14 protein-coding genes are annotated in these 22,203 nt (G+C 40.6%); 6 read left to right on the top strand and 8 right to left on the bottom strand.

From position 1 onward, the window contains the following. Positions 1 to 219 precede the first annotated feature (219 nt). On the top strand, positions 220 to 1,872 hold the full coding sequence (locus B9Y87_RS18050; protein ID WP_085500372.1) for an ArnT family glycosyltransferase: 1,653 nt from the start codon (positions 220 to 222) through the stop codon (positions 1,870 to 1,872). Positions 1,873 to 1,928: 56 nt separating this feature from the next. Here the strand turns inward: B9Y87_RS18050 and B9Y87_RS18045 are convergent, their stop codons facing one another. From B9Y87_RS18045 to cobA, 6 genes are all read right to left on the bottom strand, one after another. After that, entirely contained in the window at positions 1,929 to 3,365 is a 1,437-nt protein-coding gene (locus B9Y87_RS18045) for a rubredoxin (protein WP_085500371.1), read from the bottom strand. 11 nt (positions 3,366 to 3,376) lie between these two features. Next, positions 3,377 to 6,910 carry a nitrate reductase gene (locus tag B9Y87_RS18040; RefSeq protein WP_085500370.1) on the bottom strand — a complete coding sequence of 1,178 codons (3,534 nt, stop codon included), beginning with the start codon at positions 6,908 to 6,910 and terminating at the stop codon, positions 3,377 to 3,379. Between the two features lie 208 nt (positions 6,911 to 7,118). Next, entirely contained in the window at positions 7,119 to 7,790 is a 672-nt protein-coding gene (locus tag B9Y87_RS18035; RefSeq protein WP_085500369.1) for a response regulator transcription factor, read from the bottom strand. A 273-nt stretch (positions 7,791 to 8,063) separates the two neighbouring features. Then, the gene (locus tag B9Y87_RS18030; RefSeq protein WP_085500368.1) at positions 8,064 to 9,347 is read right to left on the bottom strand and encodes an alginate export family protein; all 1,284 of its coding nucleotides are present in this window, start codon (positions 9,345 to 9,347) and stop codon (positions 8,064 to 8,066) included. A 224-nt stretch (positions 9,348 to 9,571) separates the two neighbouring features. Then, a complete protein-coding gene (locus B9Y87_RS18025; protein ID WP_085500484.1) occupies positions 9,572 to 10,990 on the bottom strand; it encodes an MFS transporter in 1,419 nt (472 codons plus the stop codon). 206 nt (positions 10,991 to 11,196) lie between these two features. Beyond that, positions 11,197 to 11,964 (bottom strand): uroporphyrinogen-III C-methyltransferase, encoded by a 768-nt coding sequence (gene cobA, locus B9Y87_RS18020; RefSeq protein WP_085500367.1) that lies wholly within the window; start codon positions 11,962 to 11,964, stop codon positions 11,197 to 11,199. Between the two features lie 126 nt (positions 11,965 to 12,090). Between cobA and nirB the strand changes: the two genes are divergently transcribed. The 5 genes from nirB to B9Y87_RS17995 all read left to right on the top strand — a co-directional run bounded on the left by nirB (position 12,091) and on the right by B9Y87_RS17995 (position 18,044). Further along, positions 12,091 to 14,607 (top strand): nitrite reductase large subunit NirB, encoded by a 2,517-nt coding sequence (gene nirB / locus B9Y87_RS18015; protein WP_085500366.1) that lies wholly within the window; start codon positions 12,091 to 12,093, stop codon positions 14,605 to 14,607. A 91-nt stretch (positions 14,608 to 14,698) separates the two neighbouring features. Next, on the top strand, positions 14,699 to 15,076 hold the full coding sequence (gene nirD, locus B9Y87_RS18010; protein WP_085500365.1) for a nitrite reductase small subunit NirD: 378 nt from the start codon (positions 14,699 to 14,701) through the stop codon (positions 15,074 to 15,076). Between the two features lie 24 nt (positions 15,077 to 15,100). Then, positions 15,101 to 15,688, top strand: coding sequence for a DUF4202 domain-containing protein (locus B9Y87_RS18005; protein WP_085500364.1), 588 nt, complete (start codon positions 15,101 to 15,103; stop codon positions 15,686 to 15,688). A 30-nt stretch (positions 15,689 to 15,718) separates the two neighbouring features. After that, positions 15,719 to 17,566 carry a sensor histidine kinase gene (locus B9Y87_RS18000; protein WP_085500363.1) on the top strand — a complete coding sequence of 616 codons (1,848 nt, stop codon included), beginning with the start codon at positions 15,719 to 15,721 and terminating at the stop codon, positions 17,564 to 17,566. Between the two features lie 103 nt (positions 17,567 to 17,669). Beyond that, positions 17,670 to 18,044, top strand: a complete 375-nt coding sequence (locus B9Y87_RS17995) for a DUF7009 family protein (protein ID WP_085500362.1) — start codon at positions 17,670 to 17,672, stop codon at positions 18,042 to 18,044. Between the two features lie 140 nt (positions 18,045 to 18,184). Here the strand turns inward: B9Y87_RS17995 and B9Y87_RS17990 are convergent, their stop codons facing one another. Together B9Y87_RS17990 and B9Y87_RS17985 are read right to left on the bottom strand one after the other, a co-directional pair. Further along, entirely contained in the window at positions 18,185 to 19,648 is a 1,464-nt protein-coding gene (locus B9Y87_RS17990) for a potassium/proton antiporter (RefSeq protein ID WP_085500361.1), read from the bottom strand. A gap of 175 nt (positions 19,649 to 19,823) precedes the next feature. Next, positions 19,824 to 22,203 (bottom strand): DUF7133 domain-containing protein (locus B9Y87_RS17985; RefSeq protein WP_176225668.1); only part of this gene is annotated, 2,380 nt, incomplete at its 5' end.

Here is a 22,203-nt window from a genome sequence, read left to right as displayed (position 1 = left end):
TGTGATAGATTGTGAATAATAATGGGGTGGAAAATAGATTGGATATATTCCTAAATATTGGTTAAATGTTTTTTTTAGAATGATTTGAAACCTTTCTGAGCACCTCGGTATAGTACTCTATGAATTATGTTTCATAGATCCAATTTATTATTATGTTAATACAGAGAAATGCCTATTTAAGATTTAGGATTCGTATTTTTACTATTCAAAACGGTAATAATGTTATCCAAAGGGGTCACCAATAAACATTATCTGTTATTCTTGGGTGTTGCATTGGCTTTATTGCTCGCAGGTGTTGGTTCATATGGATTTACGGAGACCAGTGAAGCTAGATACGCCGAAATCAGCAAGGAAATGTTAAGCACCCAGGACTTTATCAATCCAAAACTCCTTGGCATTTATCACTTTCATAAGCCACCTATAACCTACTATATCACCACTTTGGGCTACCGTATTTTCGGGATCAATGAGTTTGGTGCCAGGTTTTTTCTACAAATAGCCATTGTGCTTCAAATGGCATTGGTCTATGGTATGGTCCAGTTGCTTTATAATGACAGAAAAATAGCCATTACTTCCAGTCTTGTATATTTTGCTATGCCCTTAGTACTGATTTCTAGTCGTAACTTAACAACGGATGCCTATCTCACTACTTTTATTCTTGGGGCCTTATATTGCTGGCAGTACTATACTACCAAGGGCAAAATAGTTGGTGTTTACTTGTTTTATCTATTGGTGGCATTGGCCTTACTTACCAAGGGACCCGTAGCCCTTTTGTTTATTCTGACCTATATTATCGTTTATAGGATAATATTCAAGCGAAATTTAAAAATCAGCATTCATCATGTCCTGGGATTTGGGCTTTGTCTTATTCTTGCTTCAAGCTGGTATATTTTGGTAATAATCAACAATCCTGGCTTATGGGATTATTTTGTAACAGATCAACTTATATCTCGGATAACATCGCATTCCTTTAATCGTTCCAAACCTTTTTGGTTTTATATTCCTTTAATTATTGGTCTAACGCTTCCGTGGTGGTGGATTATTCTCCGAAATTTTAAAAGAAAGGCCGGTATATTCCTAAATATTGAAAGGGAAGACCGGTTATTATTGATTTCATTTGTTTTATTGTTCTTGATTTTTTCGGTCTTCAAAACTAAAATGGTGCTGTATATTCTTCCTATGTTTTGGATGTTGGCCATTTTGATTGCTGTGCAATTATATAAGGTCAGCGTATCTATTCGCAATAGCTTGAACCTGGCCTATGCAATTCTGATGGCTTGTTTGTTCTTGGGGATTCTTGGATTTTGGTTTTGGAAACCCCAATTTATCCAGATTTCCAATGCAACATTATTAATTGGTATTGCTTTGGTAACTGTCTTTGTATCGCTCCTTTTTTACGTAGATAAAGGTATGCCGGAAAAACCGGCTATTTTGGGAGCAAGTTTTGGTGCCGCCTTAATTTTACTGTCAACTTCGATAATGGCGCACAATGGTGCAACCTTTAACTCTACCAAGGAAATGGTAGGTTTCATCAATAATGTTACCCCAAGTAAAAATAAGACCATTGTAGTTTATGATTACCTTTTGTCTTCCATACCTATGTATTCAGGGGACACTCCAATCACTTTAAAATTAAGGAATAACACCACCGATCGGGAAGTGCAGTTTCAAAAGAATGAAGACTGGAAAGAAAAGCTATGGGATATCAATGATGAGGTAATGGTTTCCCGCTTGGATTCACTCTCCTATAGTCCCAATACGTATCTAATTATTGATAAAAAAAGAGGTTTTAAGGCCGATTTAAAATATTTGGAACCGCATTTCAAAAACCGACGGGAATTTGTTAAATGGATGGTATTGTACAATAAATAGGGGGCTTCAAATTCCTGCCCAATTATCCATTCTTCATCAGGAGAACATTTAATGCATCACAATATTTGCAGTTTCATTTTTTCAAAGCCCGATTTTGGGGCAGAACAAACGGGACAACAGTAATCCTCTGAAAGATCCGTAAATGGGGTTCCGGCGGCTATCTGTGATTTTTCATCACCGTAGGTTTTATCGTAAACGGTAAAACAGGAGCTGCATTGATATACTTCCCTCAAGATATCAACATTGGTATTCTTTGGAGGTTCAGGTTTGGGCAATGCCCTACCCAATTGATCAAAATAATGTTTACTCAATTCCATTAAGAGACCTGGCAATTCTATCTTATCTACATCTTGGGCGTATACTTTGTATTCTTGGGTATTGGGATCAAAATTTTTAAAATGCAAAACGTTGTAGGTTGGCCTAACGGCAAAATCCTTAACTATGGTGGGCGGGGTATTCTTTTCAATTATCACCGAGGAGAAATGGGTGCGTTTCCCGGTTTCATTGCTAATACCAAAGGTTAGGCCATAAGTGCTTATATCGTTCTGGTCAAAACTCAAGACCAAGAATTTTTTTAATTCCAAGGCTTCCGTATCATCCACCGGCAGGTGCCAGTTCATTTCCAATTGTGAATGGCGAATATTGATTCCTTTCTGTCCTAGAAAACGTTCCAGTTCTGGCCTACTGGAGCTTTTTATTCCCTTTATGATGAAGGACTTCCATGGTGTTATACATATTTTTCCAATACTATTGTCTAGACAAAAGCCACACAATTGTTTTAGAAAATCAAGATCGTATCTATTGTTGCGCCAATAAAGTCCCAGCCAATATTGATCCAGGCCCATTCTATTCATTCCTTCGTAATAGGGAAATTTAATGTAGGGAACCTCCAGTTCCTTTTCTATGGTTCTGTTATTGGTGTCCAATTTTTTATTGAGAATAAAAAATAGTTCATCTATATCGGCAATGTCCTGGTATATTTCCTCAATAGCCTTTGCCACAACATGGATGTCCCAGCTATAAATTAAGACGGGGTAGTAAACCGATCTGGTCCAGTGTGGAAATATTATGTTCAAGTACCAATAATCCTCACTTTCCGAAGCAATAAAGTTAAGGTTGCCATTAAAAATGGGGACTAATCGTTGCTTGGGATCGGTGATGTTTATTTTTAGTTTGGGTAGGTAATCAAAACCTTCCAAAATGTAGAGATAGGTGGACCCCTTGAGCCAATTGGTCATATCAAAGATATCGGCGGACACGTAGGACGTTACGATATTTTGGTAACTTCTGTCGCTAACGATATCGGTGTTGAATTTTGAGATTTGTTCCAATTGTTCCTCCTTGGCATTTTGCAAAGGGAACAATAGATCTTGGCGAGATCCAAAAAATACCTCTTTCAAGCCTCCTGACTCCAACATGGCTATGATATCCTTTAATTCCCCGGGAGAGGTTACCCCTCCTTTGATCAATATTCGGTGTAAATCATCATTCATAACCTTCTGTTTTAGGAAGCCACTGTTTGTAATTGTTTGCGCAAAATATCCTGTATTTCAGGTTTGCAACTTCCACAACCAAGCCCCGCTCCAGTTGCTGAGCATAGTTTTGAGAAGTCTTCACATCCGCCATTAATGGTTTCTATTAGATTGCCCTCCCCTACCTGACTGCAGGAGCAAACCAATTTACCTTTTAAAGGTACAGAGTTTGATTGCCCCCTAAGCAGCTCGTTCCGCTTTTCCGATAGTTCAATTTCCTCTTCTATTAGCCTTTTGAATTCGGCAAACTCGTTTTTATCGCCCATTAGGATAGCACCTTTTAGGGTATCATCCTTTACGATACATTTTTTGTAGTATTTCTTGCTGACGTCCATTAGGATAATTTCCTCATAACTATTGTCATCCACGGGGGCATTCACCATACCCAGACTACAGAGGTCCAAGTTTTCGAACTTTAAAATGTTCATGAGGATAGATCCATTGTAGATACTGCTAAAATCGCCCAAAATATATTTTGCCGCCGTATCGGCCTGTTGCTCGGCGGCCGAAGTTATGCCAAACAGGGCATTTCTGAATTCGGCAATTTCACCAAGGGCAAATATATTGGGATCACTGGTCTGCAAATATTCATTAACTACCACTCCCCTGCCAGTTTTTAGTTCGGAATGTTTTGCCAACTCAATATTCGGACGGGTACCAATGGCATAAACAATGGCATTACATTTTACTGTCCTTCCCGTTTTTAAGGTAATTGAAAGGGAGTTTTTGTCATCCCTTTCCTCAAATACGGTACTTACCTCATTATCAAAATAAACTTTAATTCCTCGATCATTGACATCCTCTGCCAAAAGTCGACTCGCAATTCTATCCAACTGCCTTTCCATTAATCTAGGGGCACGTTGAATGATACTGATATGGACATTTCTGTTCTTAAGGGCTGCCGCCAACTCCAGTCCCAAAAGTCCACCTCCAACAATAACTACGTGTTGTTCTTCGGAGGGTAGGCCGGTGTCCTCTAAATATTGACGCAATTTATCGGCATCACCACGTTCTCTCATTGTAAAACGGCCTGGCATGTTAATTTGTACCTCACTTGGTACGAAAGCCCTGCTCCCTGTGGCCATTACAAGTATATCATAGGCATGTTCAAAACCATTGTCGTCCATGATGGTTTTATTTTTCCTGTCTATTTGGGTTACCCCCAGGCCTGAATGTAGGGTGATATCCAATTTTTGGAGCTCCCCTTTTTTTAATTTTTCCAAAGCTTCCCATGAGAGTTCCTCACTCACATATTCCGGGAGTAACACCCTATTGTAGAAGGGGTCCTTTTCTTTGGAGAAAACATGAAGCTGATCAATTTCGTTCTTCTCCCTATAGGTCTGGATAAATCTATAAGCTGCTGCTCCAGCCCCTATAATCACAATTTTCTGTTTCGGTTTTACGTACTTGGTAACCTCTACCGCACAATATTTAAAATCGGGTTCCTTGGATACTGGATCAACCAAGTCGTTCGTCAAGTTATTGGCCCTTCCAAAATCATTATTGAGCACCTTGCCCCAATGCATAGGAAGGAAAACCACTTTTTCCCGTATGTCAAAATTCACCTTCACTTTTACGCGGACCGTTCCTCTTCTACTTTTTACCACCGCAATATCCCCATCCTTTATCTTTCGCAAATAGGCATCCACTTTGTTCATTTCCAAATATGGATCAGGAATATGGGTAAGCAGGCGCTTTACTTTTCCAGTTTTGGTTCGGGTATGCCATTGGTCCCTTACCCTACCTGTATTTAGAATTAAGGGATACTCGGAATTTGTCAATTCCGATTTATTGTAGAGTGTATAGGGCGCATTGAAGTGCGATTTCTTATCGTTGGTAAAGAATTGATAGTCTGTAAACAGTCTTGGAGTGCCTTTATGGGTGGCATGGGGTACAGGCCATTGAAAGCTTCCTTCGTTCTTTAGTCGTTCATAGGACAAACCGGATATATCTATTTCGGTACCTTTTGTTAGTAGACAATGTTCGTCATATACCTCACTGGCATTTTTATAATCAAATCCGTGATAGCCCATTTTTTGCGCAAACCTCCATAAAATTTCAGCGTCCGGTAAAGCCTCTCCCGGCGCATCAATCACTTTGGGAAGATAACTTATCCGCCTTTCTGAATTGGTCATCGTCCCTTCCTTTTCCAACCAGCCTGCAGCAGGTAGTAGAAGGTCAGCATATTTGGTGGTCTCGGAATTATGGGAAATATCCTGAACCACCACAAAATTGGCATTTTTTAATGCCTTTTCCGCCTTGTGAACATTGGGCATGCTCACAATTGGGTTAGTGCAGATAATCCACACCGCCTTCATTTTTCCACTTTCCAAGGCATCGAACATTTCTGTGGCGGTATATCCAGGTTCGGATTTAATTTCTTTCCCTCCCCAAAAATCCGATACTTCCTTGCGGTGTTTGGGATTGCCCAATTCCCTATGGGCAGCCAATAAACTGGCCATCCCACCTACTTCCCTGCCCCCCATAGCGTTGGGCTGTCCGGTAAGTGAAAATGGTCCGGCGCCGGGTTTTCCTATTTGTCCGGTTAGGAGTGAAAGATTCATTAATGCCACATTTTTGGAAACACCAATAACACTTTGGTTTAGCCCCATGGTCCACATGCTAATAAAAGCATTGGCATTGCCTATATACATTGCCGCTTTCTTGATATCCTCTAATGGAATTCCGCAAAGCTCAGCGGCCTTCTTCATGGAAAGTTGAAAGGCGCTCTCTTTAACCGCATCAAAATTTACGGTATGCTTTTTAATGAAGTTTTTGTCTATTTTTTTCTTTTCAATCAACCAGCGGGCCATGGCATTGAATAGAATGACATCGGTCCCCGGTAATATCTGCAAATGAAGATCGGCCGTAGCACAGGTCTGGGTTTTCCTGGGGTCTACTACTATTATTTTTACATTCGGATTGTTTTCCTTGTGATTTTCTATTCTTCTAAAGAGAATGGGGTGGCACCAGGCAGGATTTGCTCCTGCGACAAGAAAACAATCCGATAGCTCAATGTCATCATAGGAAATAGGCACAGAATCCTCCCCCAACATTTTTTTATACCCCACGACGGCAGAACTCATACATAGCCTGGAATTGGTATCAATATTATTGGTGCCTATAAATCCTTTGGTCAATTTATTTACCAAATAATATTCTTCTGTAAGACACTGGCCAGAAACATAAAACCCTACACTATCCGGACCGTGTTTCTCAATAATGCTTTTGAAAACGGCAGCGGCCCTATCCAAGGCCGTATCCCAGGAAACCCTTTGTAAAGGATGGTTTCTGCTCCATCTCATTTCTGGATATAAAATCCGGTCACTGGTATCTTGGGCCACATAGTTCAGGTTCTTTCCTTTGGAACAGAGCATGCCTTTGTTTACGGGATAATCTGGATCTCCTTCAACACTAATATTGCCCTTGGAGTCCTGTTCCACTACAATGCCACATCCAACCCCACAATAGGAGCAAATAGTTTTATGTTCGTTCTTTTTCTGCATAGACTCAGGGAATTAAAAGAAACCAATTAATTATGGTTTAAAATTACCAAATTAAGTATAAATACGTAGTATTTTATTGATAATAGTTAGGCAGAATATTGACGAAAAGACAATAAAATTGCGTTTTCGTTGGCTATTACAGAACGTGTCATGTCTTAAAAACCGATAAACAGCTGTAAATGGACTAAAAAAGAAGTGCTATGGTGGATTAAATCAGCTTATATTCCTGTGCCTTTCGGGCCAGGTCCATAAGATTATTAACGCCCATTTTTCGCATTAGATTGAAGCGATGTGTTTCCACGGTTCGTTTGCTTTTTTGAAGTTTTTCAGAAATTTGTTTGTTGGTAAGCCCTGAAAGGACGAGTTCCAGAATTTGTAGTTCCTTGCTTGTAATGCCAAAAGAGTTACTTCCATTTTTTGTTTTTGGCTTACTTTCCTGCTTTGCTTGTCCTTGACTCAACAGATTGTTTACCAAAACATTGGAAATGTCACCGCTAAAATATTTTCCACCCTGTTCAACCGTGGAAATGGCCTTAAGAAATTCGCTTTTCCCAGTGTCCTTAAGGAGGTATCCACTAGCACCGGCATTTACCGATTTCAGGATGTATTCCTCGGAATCGTGCATGGAGAGTATAATACATTTGGTAGGTGAAGAATGTTTCTTGAGCTCCTCTACGGCCTCAATGCCATTCATTTCTGGCATTCGGATATCAATGATCAACAGATCGGGGTTTTTGTCCAATACCATCTGGACCGCCTCCTTGCCATTGGAGACCTCGCCGATTACCATATAATTATCATCTTCCTCCAATAATGCCCTAATACCATCCCTTACCAGGGAATGGTCATCGGCCAATACAATACGGGTTGTTTTATCCACAATAGTTTATTCTTTCCCAACAAATATAGGATAAAATTAAAACTAAGTATTCATACGGTAAAAATAGATACTGTATTTTTGGTTATTGGCCTTATGTGCAAGGGCGGAATGAATATAGTTTTGGTACGGAACGAGGTTTTAGGCACAAGGTTTTTGAAGATATGTGTGAAGTATGGGCTAAAACCAATTTCCCAGGGGCAAGCGCCTTAGCATTCAAATTTCAATTATTAAGTAAAAAGCCCCGATAAATGCGGGGCTTTAATGATAATTGGATTATTTGGTGGTGTTTAGAAATTTAGGTTTTATGACCAACATGGCCCATGCCCAGTTTTGACTACTGGCCGAAGTATCCTCGGAGATACCTTTTAATTCGTACATGCCATCATTGGCAAACATTTGGGAATAGCCCAGCTGTAGGGAATAGCCATTAAACGCCTGTGTAAATACGAGATCCAATTCTGTACCTAGCGATTTTTCCCCGCTAGGCAATGCCTGTTCCCCACTAAAGTTCAATGCTTTTATAAAGAGGCTGGATTTTTCACCAAGTTTAAAATTGGCACTCACATGAACATCCAATAGGCCTACCGTATTGGCGTGATTGCCTACGTAGAAATAATCCATAAATCCATTGAATTTATGATTGGTACCATACAGGGGGAAAAAGGCCTCTGTTTTATCGCTGGTACTGGCATCATTACCGCTAATGATTTCCACACCGGCACCAAGACTTACTTTGGCTGTAGCATTATAGTTCAAATCCAGTGCCAACAGATAAGCTCCTCCCACATCAAGGGCACCTTGTCTTTCCCCAGTTTGGAGAAAAGCGTTCAAAGCGGCTCCAAAACTTCCTTTTTTATAGTCCAATTGTGTTCCAAAGGTTTGTAGATTGCTTATACCGTCGGGCGTGGTCCCATCGGTTTCAAAGTTTTGGAAACCATTGTTCAAAAGCAAAATACTTCCGTTTAAGTTTTTCCAATTTTCCTTAAAGTAAAGGTATTGCATGGTTTTGTAGGAGAAGAATCCGGTAGTGTTATAAGCATTACCTACCGACTGAAAACCACTTGGATCATCATAATCCTGGTTGTATGCCAATCCAAGATCCACATGGAATTTCTCCCTTGTGTATTTTAAAATGGCGGCGTCATGATTACGTGCCTGTTGTGCCCATCCAACACTGCCCATTATACGTTGGTCGTCGTAATCCAAAGTCTGTCTTCCTAATTTGGCTGAAAAACCACCACCAAGATTTATGTTTGCCCATGCCTCAAAGACAGCAAAGGAATTATTTTCGTCATCAGGTAGAAGCTGTCTGTTTTCTCCCCAAACCATAACGTCTTGAAGGCTTACATAAAATTGATAGGCATCTGTGGTGTATCCTGCATTTAATCGCAAACGGGTGGAAACCCCAAAACCGGCATCAGCATCCTCGGCAATTAGACTGCCAAAACCGTGACGCAGTTCGGTACGGGGTCTAAATTCTCCATCCAATGTAAACTGTGCATGGGCCATAGAACCATAAAGGGCTATTACGGTAAATAAAAGGGATATTCTTTTCATCTTTTGATAGGTATTTATTTTTTAGGAGTCTAACCCCTAAATATAGGAAGTAATTTACCATTAATCCATCTGGTTCATAGGAGGGATTAATATGGCTTACTTCATATTTGGTTTGGAATTACGGAATGAAATAATAGCTATTATCCATTCCGTATTACGTATTGAATTTCAGTGTTTGGGTTTGGGTAAAAGTGCCACAAAGGGCAAATTTGACTAATTCCCATTTATTTATCTACTCCTGAGAGCAAAAGTTCGGCCTTGGTTTCCTCAACTACGGCATTCTCCTCGGCAGTTGCGAACCTAATGGCCAAAGATAGTATGGCAGCACTTACAATAAATCCTCCGATAACAAAAAATCCACTGGAAACCGCAGAAGCTGCAGCGGTAGTCTGGGCGGCCTTTACAGCCTGTTCACCCAATTCGCTGTTGGCCGCAATGGCAGCACTTTCGGCAACGGCCGATTTGGATTTTAATAGCATGGCGGCCAAGAATGCCCCTACGTTTCCTCCGGCCCCAACTATTCCAGAAATAGAACCTATGGCTTTCTTATTAATAAACGGCACCACAGAGAAAGTGGCTCCTTCTGCCATTTGTACGGTAAGGCTAAAAGCGATCAAAAATATCATACCAAATACCAAACTAGTGGTCACTGAAAAGATGGAAAGCATTAGTCCTTCTGTCGCCAGGATCAGGGCGAGAAAAATTACCCTGCCGCGCAAGCCACGAAACTTACCGAACAGGTCTCCGAAATAGCCACCCAATGTCCTTGCAAAAATATTCATAAGGGCAAAAGACAATACCAAATTGCCCGCGGTAGAGCGATCCAGGCCAAATCTATTCTGAAGATAATCGTCCATGGTTCCATAAACCGTTAATTCAATTCCAAAACAAGCTGCATATACCAAGAACAATATCCAGACCCTATAATCCTTTAATGTACTCAAAAAAGAAACTTCATCTTTCTTTAAATTCGGCATTTTGCCTGCTAACTTCAGTTCGTTAAAATTACCTTCTGGGGTATCCTTGGTAAAGAAATAATATATAAGTCCCATAGAGAAGCAAATAACCCCTGCAATTACCATGGAATATCTCCAGGCTACTTCATCGGCAATACCAAAACTAACAACTCCGGCGGCGATCAATGGCATTCCCAAGCGGTTGGCCCCTCCGCCCAAGTTTCCCCAGCCTGCTGATGTAGCGTTGGCTGTACCTACTATATTAGGGGCAAACATTATGGAGGTATGGAATTGGGTTATTACGAACGATGCGCCTATAAAACCAATAAACAATCTACATATCAGAAATTGAAGCGGTGTTTGTACAAAACCTAGAAGTATAACGGGGATGGCCCCTAGAATCAATAAATAAGTATAACATAATCTGGGTCCGTACTTGTCACATAACTTACCAATTAGCAATCTGGCAAATACTGTTCCGGAAACCGCCAAAATGATGGAGTTCCACTTTTGCGTTGGAGTCAATCCCAAGTCCTTGACAACATCGGGCATAAAAGGAACGATACCGAACCATGCAAAGAAACAAATGAAAAAGGCAATGGAGGTAATCCAAAAGGTACGTATTGGTACACTCCTCAAGTTTAAAAGTTCTAATTTCGTAGCTTTAGCAGAGACAAATTCTTTCATAACTGAATTGTTTATAGGATTAGTTATTTCGTTAAACAATTCAAAAATACGTATTTCTACGTATTATTACTTATAATTATTACGTAATACTAAAAATAAGTAGTGTTTTTATGAAGGTGGAAAAATATTAAGCGTGCGATTATGAAATTACCATTATAGGCCTGCTCTTATTGCAATATTGAAAATGTTTGGTTTAGTTAGGTTGTTTAATAGCTAAGTGCCCTTTGGATTTCCTCTTCAAAAAAGGACGGATGCTCTGTTACTACTTCCCCAACCACTATTATTCCTGGTTGTGTAATATCTATTTGGTCTACAAGTAAGCTTGCGTCTTTAAGAAGGCCTGTTATACAAGATTCATTCTCTATAGTTCCATTTTGTATAATTGCAAATGGGGTTAGTCCATTTCTATGTTGAACAATTTTATCCGCTATTTCCAAAAATCTACGTATCCCCATTAATACGACCATTGTGGCAGATGACTTGGCTGCCAGTTCCAGATCTTCGGAAAAGGAACCATCACGTTTCGTGGCCGTCATTACCCAAAAGCTGCTGCTTATTCCCCGTCTGGTTACGGGAATTCCCTGACTGGCCGGGACGGCTATCGCGCTGGTTACCCCTGGTACAACAGTGACCGGTATTCCGAAGGATTCCACGTATTCCAATTCTTCACTGGCTCTACCGAATACAAATGGGTCTCCTCCCTTTAATCGTACTATATGACCATAGTTAAAAGCATTTTCCACTATTAATTTATTAATTTCTTCCTGGGTAAGGGAATGCTCGCCACATCTTTTGCCCACATAGATTTTCGGAATGTTGGGATTTAGATCCTTGAGCAAATCCGTGCTTACCAAAGCATCATATAAAATGATATCGGCATCTTCCAGTGTTCTGTATCCTCTAAGGGTAATAAGGTCGCTACTTCCTGGGCCGGCACCGACTAAACTAACTTTTGGGTCTTTGGATATACTCATGATTTCTACTTTTTAAGGTGTTCAATTAAGAATTTCGCAACAAAACTACGTATTTATTTTCATAAAAATACATATTTATTACGTAATAATACGTAATATTGCTACGTAACATTTAATAGTATACGTATGAAGACCGTAATTGTAGTTGGAAATGGAATGGTTGGATACAAATTCTGTGAGAAATTTGTCGCCAAAGTAGACCAAGGCTCCTTTAAACTAATTGTTTTCGGAGAAGAACCAAGAGTTGCCTATGATAGGGTGCATTTAAGCGAGTATTTTGAAAATGGTGATGCAGAACGTTTATCCATGGCTCCAAGGGAATGGTATCAGGAAAATAACATTGAACTGTATACCAATGAGAGGGTAACGGATATTCATAGAAACTCAAAAACAATAACCACACTTAGTGAAAAGACCTATAATTATGATTATTTGGTATTGGCAACGGGCTCTAGTCCGTTCGTACCACAAATAAATGGAGTAGATAAGGACGGAGTGTTTGTATATAGGACCATAGAGGACTTGGAAGATACTTTGTCCTATGCGGACAAAATAAAGAAAACAGTAAAAAAACCAAAAGCTGCCATATTGGGGGGTGGACTATTGGGTTTGGAAGCGGCCAAGGCCGTTATGGATATGGGAATGGAGCCCCACGTGGTGGAGTTTGCCCCTAAATTAATGCCCAGACAGTTGGACACTAGAAGTAGCAAGGTGCTTCAGGTGAAATTGGAATCTATGGGGATCAATATTCATTTAAGTAAAGCTACAAATCAGATTCTGGGCAATGGCCATGTAATAGGGATGGAATTTGGCGAAGATGACGTTCTAAATGTGGACATGTTGGTTATTTCCGCAGGGATAAGACCAAGGGACGAATTAGGGAAAAGTTGCGGCCTTAAAATGGGCACCAGAGGAGGCATAGTAGTAGATAATAAAATGAGAACTTCAGATCCAAGTATTTTTGCCATTGGAGAAATAGCCCTATACAACCAAATGATCTATGGTCTAGTTGCCCCCGGATATGAGATGGCAGGTGTGGCCGTAGACCAGATTCTAGGTATAGAGGAGACTGTCATGGCAGCGGAGATAGATATGTCTACCAAACTTAAATTGATAGGTGTGGATGTAGCGAGTTTTGGAACTCCGTTTATGCCCGCCGAAAAAGGTCACTCTATTATTTTTGAAAACAAAACGGAGAGTCTATATAAAAGAATTAATGTAAGTCATGACGGTAAAAGGCTACTGGGGGGAATCCTGGTAGGAGATGCCAAAGATTACAATATGCTCTTGCAGATGTATCTCAATGAAATGCCCTTGCCCAAGAATCCTGAAAATCTAATTTTGGGAAGTCGCGGTGGAGAGGATGTGTCATTCGGTAGTGCCATGGACCTACCCGATACCGCTGTAGTATGCTCCTGTGAAGCGGTTACCAAAGGACAAATATGCTGCTCGGTAAAAGATGATGGTAACGAAAGTGTAAAAGCAATTTCCAAAGCCACTAAGGCTACCACTGGTTGTGGCGGGTGCAAACCAATGGTAGACGATTTGGTAAAGGAAACGCTTAAATCCCTTGGAAAAGTGGTTAAGGAGTCCATTTGCGAGCATTTTGAATATTCCAGACAGGAACTTTACGATCTTGTGAAACTTAGGAAAATTGAGGACTACGATTCGCTTTTGGACGAGGTAGGTAAAGGACATGGATGTGAAGTTTGCAAGCCTGCAGTGGCTTCCATTTTCGCTAGTATTTACAACGAAACGGCCAATAGGCAAGCAACCATACAGGACACCAATGATAGATATTTGGCCAATATTCAAAGGAACGGAACCTATTCGGTCGTTCCAAGGGTAGCAGCTGGAGAAATTACCCCAAAGCAGCTCTTGGCCATTGGTAGAATAGCGCAAAAATATGATCTGTACACTAAAATTACAGGTGGTCAACGGATAGACATGTTTGGGGCGCAATTGCACGAATTACCGCTGATATGGGAGGAATTGATCGCAGAAGGATTTGAAACGGGCCAGGCCTATGGCAAATCGCTCCGTACGGTTAAAAGTTGTGTAGGTTCTACATGGTGCAGGTACGGGATGGATGAAAGTGTAACTTTTGCCATCGATATAGAGAACCGCTATAAGGGCATACGTTCCCCACATAAAATTAAGGGAGGTGTTTCTGGATGTATCAGGGAATGTGCCGAGGCCAGAAATAAGGATTTTGGTTTTATAGCCGTTGAAGGTGGATGGAACGTTTATATCTGTGGAAATGGTGGGGCCAACCCGCAGCATGCCCAATTGCTTGCCGAAAAGGTGGACAAGATAACGGCCACCAAATATGTAGACCGATTTTTAATGTACTATATACAAACCGCTCCTCCCCTGACCCGTACAGCTGCTTGGTTGGATAAACTAGAAGGGGGTATAGATTATGTAAAGGATGTTGTTATAAATGATTGTCTAGGTATTGCGGAACAGTTGGACAGCGAAATGCAATATTTGGTAGATACCTACAAATGCGAATGGAAAGAGGCTGTAGAAAATCCGGAAATAAGATCAAGGTACACTCATTTTGTAAATGCCGAAGAAACCGATGACAACATTGAGTTTGTTTCCTTAAGGGAACAAAAAATGCCCAAAGCATGGGTTTAACTATTATGTTGGGACTTTATAATCCTGACCAAGTATAAAATATGTTCAACAAATGGTCAAACAGTATTACGGCCTCTAAAAATATAGACAGATGATTTCAATTCTAAACACTTACGAAGCAGTAGAGCCAGAAAAAGTGAGTCTTTGGTTTAAGGCTGCCCCGGTTGAAAAATTTCCCAAAAATGGTGGTGCCTGTGTTAAATACAAGGGAATGCAAATTGCAGTTTTTAACTTCACAAGGGAGGGCACATGGTATGCCTGCCAGAATTTATGCCCCCATAAAATGGAAATGGTGCTTTCCAGGGGAATGGTAGGGGAAGATCAAGGTGAACCTAAGGTTGCCTGTCCGCTACATAAAAATTCTTTTTCCTTAAAAACGGGAAAGCATCTCAATGGGGATTTGAGCAGCATAGCAACATATCCGGTTAAAATAGAGGACGACTTTGTTTATATTGGTTTTTCTGAATAGCTTTGGAAAAAACCAAAGATAAATATGGCCTCAGATAAATTAAAAAGAGCCTTCCAGTTATTTGACGAAGCAAATGCGAATGATCCCAATAAAGAAGTTTGGCAAGGCAAGGAGTATCCCAAGGAACTGTTGTACGCCATGAGAATGACGGAAAAGTTGAATGCATTTGATCCCGAGGCTCCGGAATCCTTACAGCTTACAGCAAGGTGTCAGCATATTTGCAGGTGGGAAATTCCTAGGGAATCCTATGAAATGAACAGGACAGGCTATTTGAAATGGAGGCAGGATCTTAAAAAATTTCATGCAAAAAAGGCCAGTGCCATTCTAAGGGAAGTGGGTTATGATCAAGAAATGATAGATAGGGTAGCCTTTTTGTTGGAAAAGAAACAACTTAAAAAAAATACCGAGACACAGACATTGGAAGATGTAATTTGCCTCGTATTCCTCGAATTTTATTTTGAACCATTTTCACATAAATATCCTGAAGAAAAATTAATTGATATCCTGCAAAAAACTTGGCGTAAAATGTCCAAGAAAGGTCATGATGCAGCATTAAAACTACCCTTGTCAAAGGATTCCCTAGAGTTGATAGGTAAAGCACTCCAGGCATAGGGTCTTATTTTAAGCAACACTATTTGGGAAATGAACGACAATAAATACCTTCCACCCTTGGATACTACCACCTTTCAAAGGATCCGGAAGTGGTATTTATTTGCATTGGCCACTATAGCTTTAAGTATTATTGTTGCCCAGATATTAATTCAACACCATTTAAATTCCCAATTGGACGACTCAAAGGTGATCAACGTTGCGGGTAGGCAAAGGGCCTATAGTCAAAAATTGACCAAGGAAGTACTGCTGTTAAAGGAAATATCCGATCCTGATCAGAGAAATCAAATATTTGCAGAATTAAGGGAAACCTTGACCGTTTGGAAGGAATCCCATCAAGCACTTCAACAGAGTGAAGTGGCCATGGGTATTTCAAAGGCAGAGAATGAGGAAGTCCAAGTGCTTTTTCAGAATATAAACCCCCATTATAATGCCATGGTAGGTGCCGTGGAAAATATTATATCCGATTTTAAGGATTCAGGGAAATCAAATCCCGACCAATCGTATGTTGATATTCTTTTGGAAAATGAGCGTTCTTTTTTGGAGATGATGGACACCATTGTCAACAAATACGATGTCCTAAGTAAAACACATTTACAACATTTAAAGTACAAGGAATATTTATTGTTGGCCATATCGCTCCTGATATTGATTTTGGAGATATTGTTCATATTTAAACCACTTTCCCTTCAAATTAGAAACACCATCAAGAATTTAATTGTCGCCCAAAGAAAATCGGATGACAGTGCCAAGGAGATTAAAAAACTCTTTCAAGAAAAGGAAAAATCCTTACAGGAATTACAGGAGCTCAATTTTGTGATAGACAACGCAGCTCTTTTCGCCAGTACCAAACAAGATGGAAATGTTGTTTTTATAAGTAAAAAGTTTAATGAACTTTTAGGCCGTAACGACCAAGATATAAACAGGCCGTTATACGAAATATTGACAACGGATGAAGGGCAACAGCAATACTTGGCGGAAGTATTAAAAAGCAATCGGAAAAATATCAGGACCGAAGAGATAAGGATAAAGACGGCCAAAGGGGAGTCGCTCTGGTTGGATATGTCCATTATCCCAATGCACCAGTCCAGTGCCCAGCAGTCTATTTTAATATTGTGCTCGGATATAACCGAACGAAAGCAGAACGAGCAGAAAGTAGCACAGTTGACCCAGGCCAATTACGAAGAGACCATGAGGCAAAAGCAGTTACAGGCCAGCCAGATTGTTGAAGGTCAGGAGGAAGAGCGCAAAAGGATTGCCAAAGATATCCACGATGGCATAGGACAAATGTTAACGGCATTGAAGTTTAACATAGAATCGATAAACCTAACCAATAAGGAAAAAACGGCCGAGAAAATAGAATATATTAAAAGTCTTGCCAGTGATTTGATCAAAGGAGTGCGCACCGCCACCTTTAACCTGACACCTCCCGAACTTAGTGATCATGGTATTTTTCCCGCATTGCACAAAATGACCCATGAACTCTCCAAGCTCACCGGTAAAAATATACTCTTCGAAAATAAGACCGATAAGAACATTCGTTTTAATTCCTTGGCAGAAACCAATATTTATAGGGTAGTACAGGAAGCGGTAAATAATGCCATTAAGTATGCCGAGGCCAATTTTATTTTGGTGACCATTAACTATAATGACAATATTTTAAGTGTTGTCATAGATGATGACGGCAAGGGTTTTGACGATTCTATTTTGGGGAAGGTTCCAAAAAATACAAGCGAAGGTGGTATGGGGCTTTTCTTTATGAAGGAGAGGATGAATTATATCAACGGACGTCTTTTTATCAATTCCATTCCTGGTAAAGGTACTAGGGTTACCATTAATTACAAGACGGATAGCAAGGAATATATTGATAGGGAGGAATAAGCTTTTCCAAATACGGATTTTGTTCTGTATCGAAGTCGCCATACAGTAAAGTCAGGGCAATGGTATCTTCGGAAAGTGGGTAATTATTTAAATTGGATTAAAAATGAAAATAAGGATAAAAGGAAACTCAATTCGCTATAGACTTACCAAGACGGAGGTAGAAACCTTTAGTAAAGTGGGGTTTTATGAGGAGACGACAGAATTTAAGGACCACATCTTTAAATATGTCTTGCAGAGCAAGGAACACATTAGCCACTTGGAAGCCGATTTTAAAAACGATACTATCAGCATGTACCTACCGGAAAAGGATAAATTGGCCTGGGCCAACAGTGATCGTGTTGGGTTTCAAAACACCATTGCCTTGGGGAATGGCAAGGAACTATTCCTGCTTTTGGAAAAGGATTTTGTCTGCTTGGATGAAACCATAGAGGACCAATCCGATAATTACCCCAATCCGTTAATGGATAAAAGGAAATAAAACTAATCAATTAGTGTAAAGTAAATTTAGAAAACAATATCCTGTATTCATACATCTGTATGATAATGAGTATGTTATGATTTTATTTGTAAAGAAACATATCATTAGAAGCTAGTGGGAAATAATTTAATGAATCTTTACTATTCTATCCTTAGCGTTTTATAAACCTCGTCTATGATTTTCTGTTGGTCGGCAAGAACAATTAAGGTATCATCACTTTCAATCTCTGTGGATCCGTTTGGGGTAATGTACTTGTCCCCTCTTTTGATCATGGCAATTATGGCATTTTTGGGAAAACCCAAATCCACAATTTTCTTGTTTGCGGCATAGCAATCAGTACCTACAGCAATTTCCCTCATAATGGTCTTAGGATTCTCCGCAAATAGTAAATCTGTAGTTGTTAATCTTTTTGCCTTTTCCGGTATGGCCACACCCAACCATTTAGCTACAATGGAGAGTGTGGTTCCTTGTATTAAAATAGAGGTTACCGAGATAAAAAATACAATATTGAAAATCATGTTGGCCTTATCAATTCCTGCCAAAAGAGGGTAAGTCGCAAATACAATAGGAACCGCTCCACGCAGACCTACCCACGAAATATAAAATCGTCTTTTCATTCGCATTTTAAAAAAAATCAGACTGACAAATACGCTTATGGGTCTGGCCACTAGAATAAGGAATAATGAAATAAGTAGGCCTATCCCTATGTATGGAATTATTTGCGAAGGAAATACCAATAAGCCCAAAGTTAGGAAAAGTACAATTTGCATTAACCACGCCAAACCATCGAACATTTTTAGGATGGTTTTTTTATGTATCAAATCTTGATTGCCCAGATAAACAGCACAAATATAGATGGCCAAGAATCCATTACCACCTACAAAATCGGTTGCAGAAAATGTTATAAACATTAGCGCTATGGCCAATACGGGATAGAGCCCTTCAAAATCGAGTTTAATGTTGTTGATTATATATTTGCTCAATTTTCCGAAACCAAAACCTGCAGCCCCGCCCAAAATCATTTGTTGTAAAAATAATGGTATGATGGAAAAAACGCTCTGATCCTGATGCACTACCAGAGTCAAAAAAGCGAGTGTCAATACATAGGCCATGGGATCGTTACTACCGCTCTCCAATTCCAAGGTGGGTCTAAGATTGGTTTTTAAGGCCAATCTCTTGGATCGCAAAATGGAAAATACGGCAGCTGCGTCGGTAGAAGAAACAATGGAACCTAGCAACATACTTTCGTATATGGTAAAGTCGGTTATAAACCAGACAAAGGTACCCAAAGACAGGGCGGTCAATAAGACACCTAAAGTAGAAAGGACCAAACCTTCCTTTATAATGGGCTTAACGGCTTCCCAGTTGGTATCGAGACCACCGGAGAACAATATGAAATTTAGGGATACAATACCAATAAACTGTGCAATTTTGGGGTCGTCAAAACGTATTCCACCAATTCCATCGGAACCAGCCAACATTCCAATGGCCAAAAAAAGCAACAAGGTAGGTACTCCAAATTTATAGGAAGTCTTACCAACAACAATACTTATGAAAAGTAGTATTGATCCGACCAGAACAATATTTTCTATGGTTAAATTCATTATGCGGAACTAAATTGTATTACCGTAAAAATAGGGGTTCTTATTCAAGAATTTATTTAAAATCGGAATATCGGGTTAAATAATCAGCATAAAAGTTTTAGCCCAATATATTCTTCCTTGCCCTTGAACCCTACTATAGTCCGTAATGATGTCTAAATTACATTACCGTCCTAATCTAGTCCTCTAACCAATCTGCACTATTTTTTAAAATGGTTTGGTATGCCTTATGCCCATGCGCCCTTTCGTCATGCCCCAGAGTATTCCCTACAATTTTCGCCTTGGGATGTTTAACGACCCAGACCGTTGGGTATTCTTCCCCGGATTTTAAGCCCCTACTTACCGCTAGAACTTCTATCTCCGCTTCAGGGTCCTTTTCCCAACGGTACAATTCGTCCACGATCCTGAATTTGGAGGGAACGCCTTTCATTATGGGGTGATCTGGTTGAATCACCCTTACTTCAAATTCCTGTAGGTCTTCATGGGACCTGGAGCCCCCGCCAACCAAGGTCTTATTGTATTCCGGCCAGTCCTCCCAATTGTACCAGGTACTGGGGTGGAAAATAAGCATATTCATATCTCCTGAATCTACCCGGGACATAATGGTATTTCTGGTGTTTTTGTCCAAAGGTTTGTTGTTGCTCAATACCAGTACATCTGTCGTTGGGAGCAAGGTTCCCAATTCCATCGAATTTTCCGTGTACATAAACGTGTTCTTGCCGCCTTCACTGAGGATCTTTCCATCTGCAATGCCAAAAAACTTTAGGAAGTCATGGGAACCGCCTCCGCCCATTGCAGCTATTTTTAGCGCTTCCTTATTCTCGGAAATATAGGATCCAGGGGCTGTTACTATGATCACCCCCTGCATCATTCGCCAATGCCCGGGAAAAGTACAGACATAGGGATATATGCCGGGTGTATCCGGAAGTTGGAAGGTTACGGACCCTGTTACGCCCGGGGTCAACATATCCGTTGCTCCAAGTACATATCTCGATTTTGGCACATAGCCCATTTTTTCTGCTTCAGGATTCTTCAGGAACCCATCTACCATGGCCCCAAAAGTATCCAAACTGCCAGGTTGGATGACCACCAAATTATGGGACATCTGATCTTTATTGTTCAAGACTATCTCTACGGTCTGACCCGCTGTGGCATGAAGTGTCTTTTTATCAAAGGCCATCTCCTGATTTACGGTATTGAGGACAAAGGTTACATCGGCATTTATCTTGCCTACCTTGCCAATGCCCATGTCTATGTGTTGATTTCCACCGGTATTTACACAGTGGACCGCAATTAGGTTCTTTCCTTGTTTAAACAGATCACCTTTGTCGCTATCGAGCTTTATGTATTTATAGGATTCGCTGGAACCCGCTTCCGATATCAAAAGTTGACCATTTACAAACACTTCATAATCGTCGTCATGGGCTATTTTGATTACGGGTTCCGATATTCCATCAGTAATGATCACTTCCTGTCGCATCCAAATATCGGAGCTGCTCCAAGGGGTGTTCACCTGTTTCATGTTATTGCCTCCAAACTTGGCTGCTCCTTTTTTCCAATCGGAATCATCGAATTCCGATTTCGTCCAGTTATCGGCAGGCTTGTCGGTAGTATATTTCCATATAGATTTTTTTTCTTCGGCCGAGGGTACTATCATGACTACAGTAGAAGGGTCTACCTCTTGGAAATTCAATTCCCTGAAATAGATTTTTAATGCGGCATTGAGCCATTTGTCCGAGGTGATGTTATCGTCTTTGGATAATTTTTCTATTTCGGTGTACAGTGCGTTGGATTCTGGAAGCTCTCCTGCTCGCAATACCGCGGCAAGCTTGATCTGCGGGTCCGGACTACTTAACAGGCCGGATTGCGCCAGGATTTCACTACTTTCTTTGGTAGCAGGCAACAAAGCCAGTGCGGCCCGTTTTACGCCATAGGAACTACTGGTCAATGCTTTCTGTACCACCTCGTTGGCTTCTGCATTGGAACCATTGAGTGCGCCCAGGCCTCTTAAGGTCCATAGGGCGTGCAGGGCACCGGCATTCAACCCACTTTCATCCATATTGCTATTATCACCCGCCAATTTGATCAAATCCGGGATTAAGGCCACTTTTTTGTTCTCTACTATTAAACGTTGGGCCGTAGTTCTCCAGAACATATTATCGCTTTCAAGCGCTTCCAGAAGTGCCTCATCATCCTCGGGGTCCAAGGAGGTGATTTCTGAACCATCGGTATCTTCATGGGTAATTACGTAGATCCTGCCATGGCCATAATCGCGCAGTTTATTTAAATGGGCGTTGCCTTCTCCCTTGTCCGCGTTCCAGATCTGGTTGTCCATTCCCCGTTTGTCAGGGTTGTGCTGGATTACGGGATTGTACCAATCCGCCACCCATAAATTTCCATCGGGTCCCGTTTCGGCAAAGACAGGTGCCGTCCAGGCATCGGTACTGGCAAAAATATTGCCACCATCGACCTCCTTGTACCCTGCCCCATCCTTGACAATTTTGGCAATATGCACCAGATGTCCGGTAGGCTCACAAACATACATTTGATTTCTATAT

It is taken from the genome of Arenibacter troitsensis (assembly GCF_900177645.1).
In the GTDB taxonomy this organism is placed as follows: domain Bacteria; phylum Bacteroidota; class Bacteroidia; order Flavobacteriales; family Flavobacteriaceae; genus Arenibacter; species Arenibacter troitsensis.
This window is presented reverse-complemented; position numbering and strand designations above follow the sequence as displayed.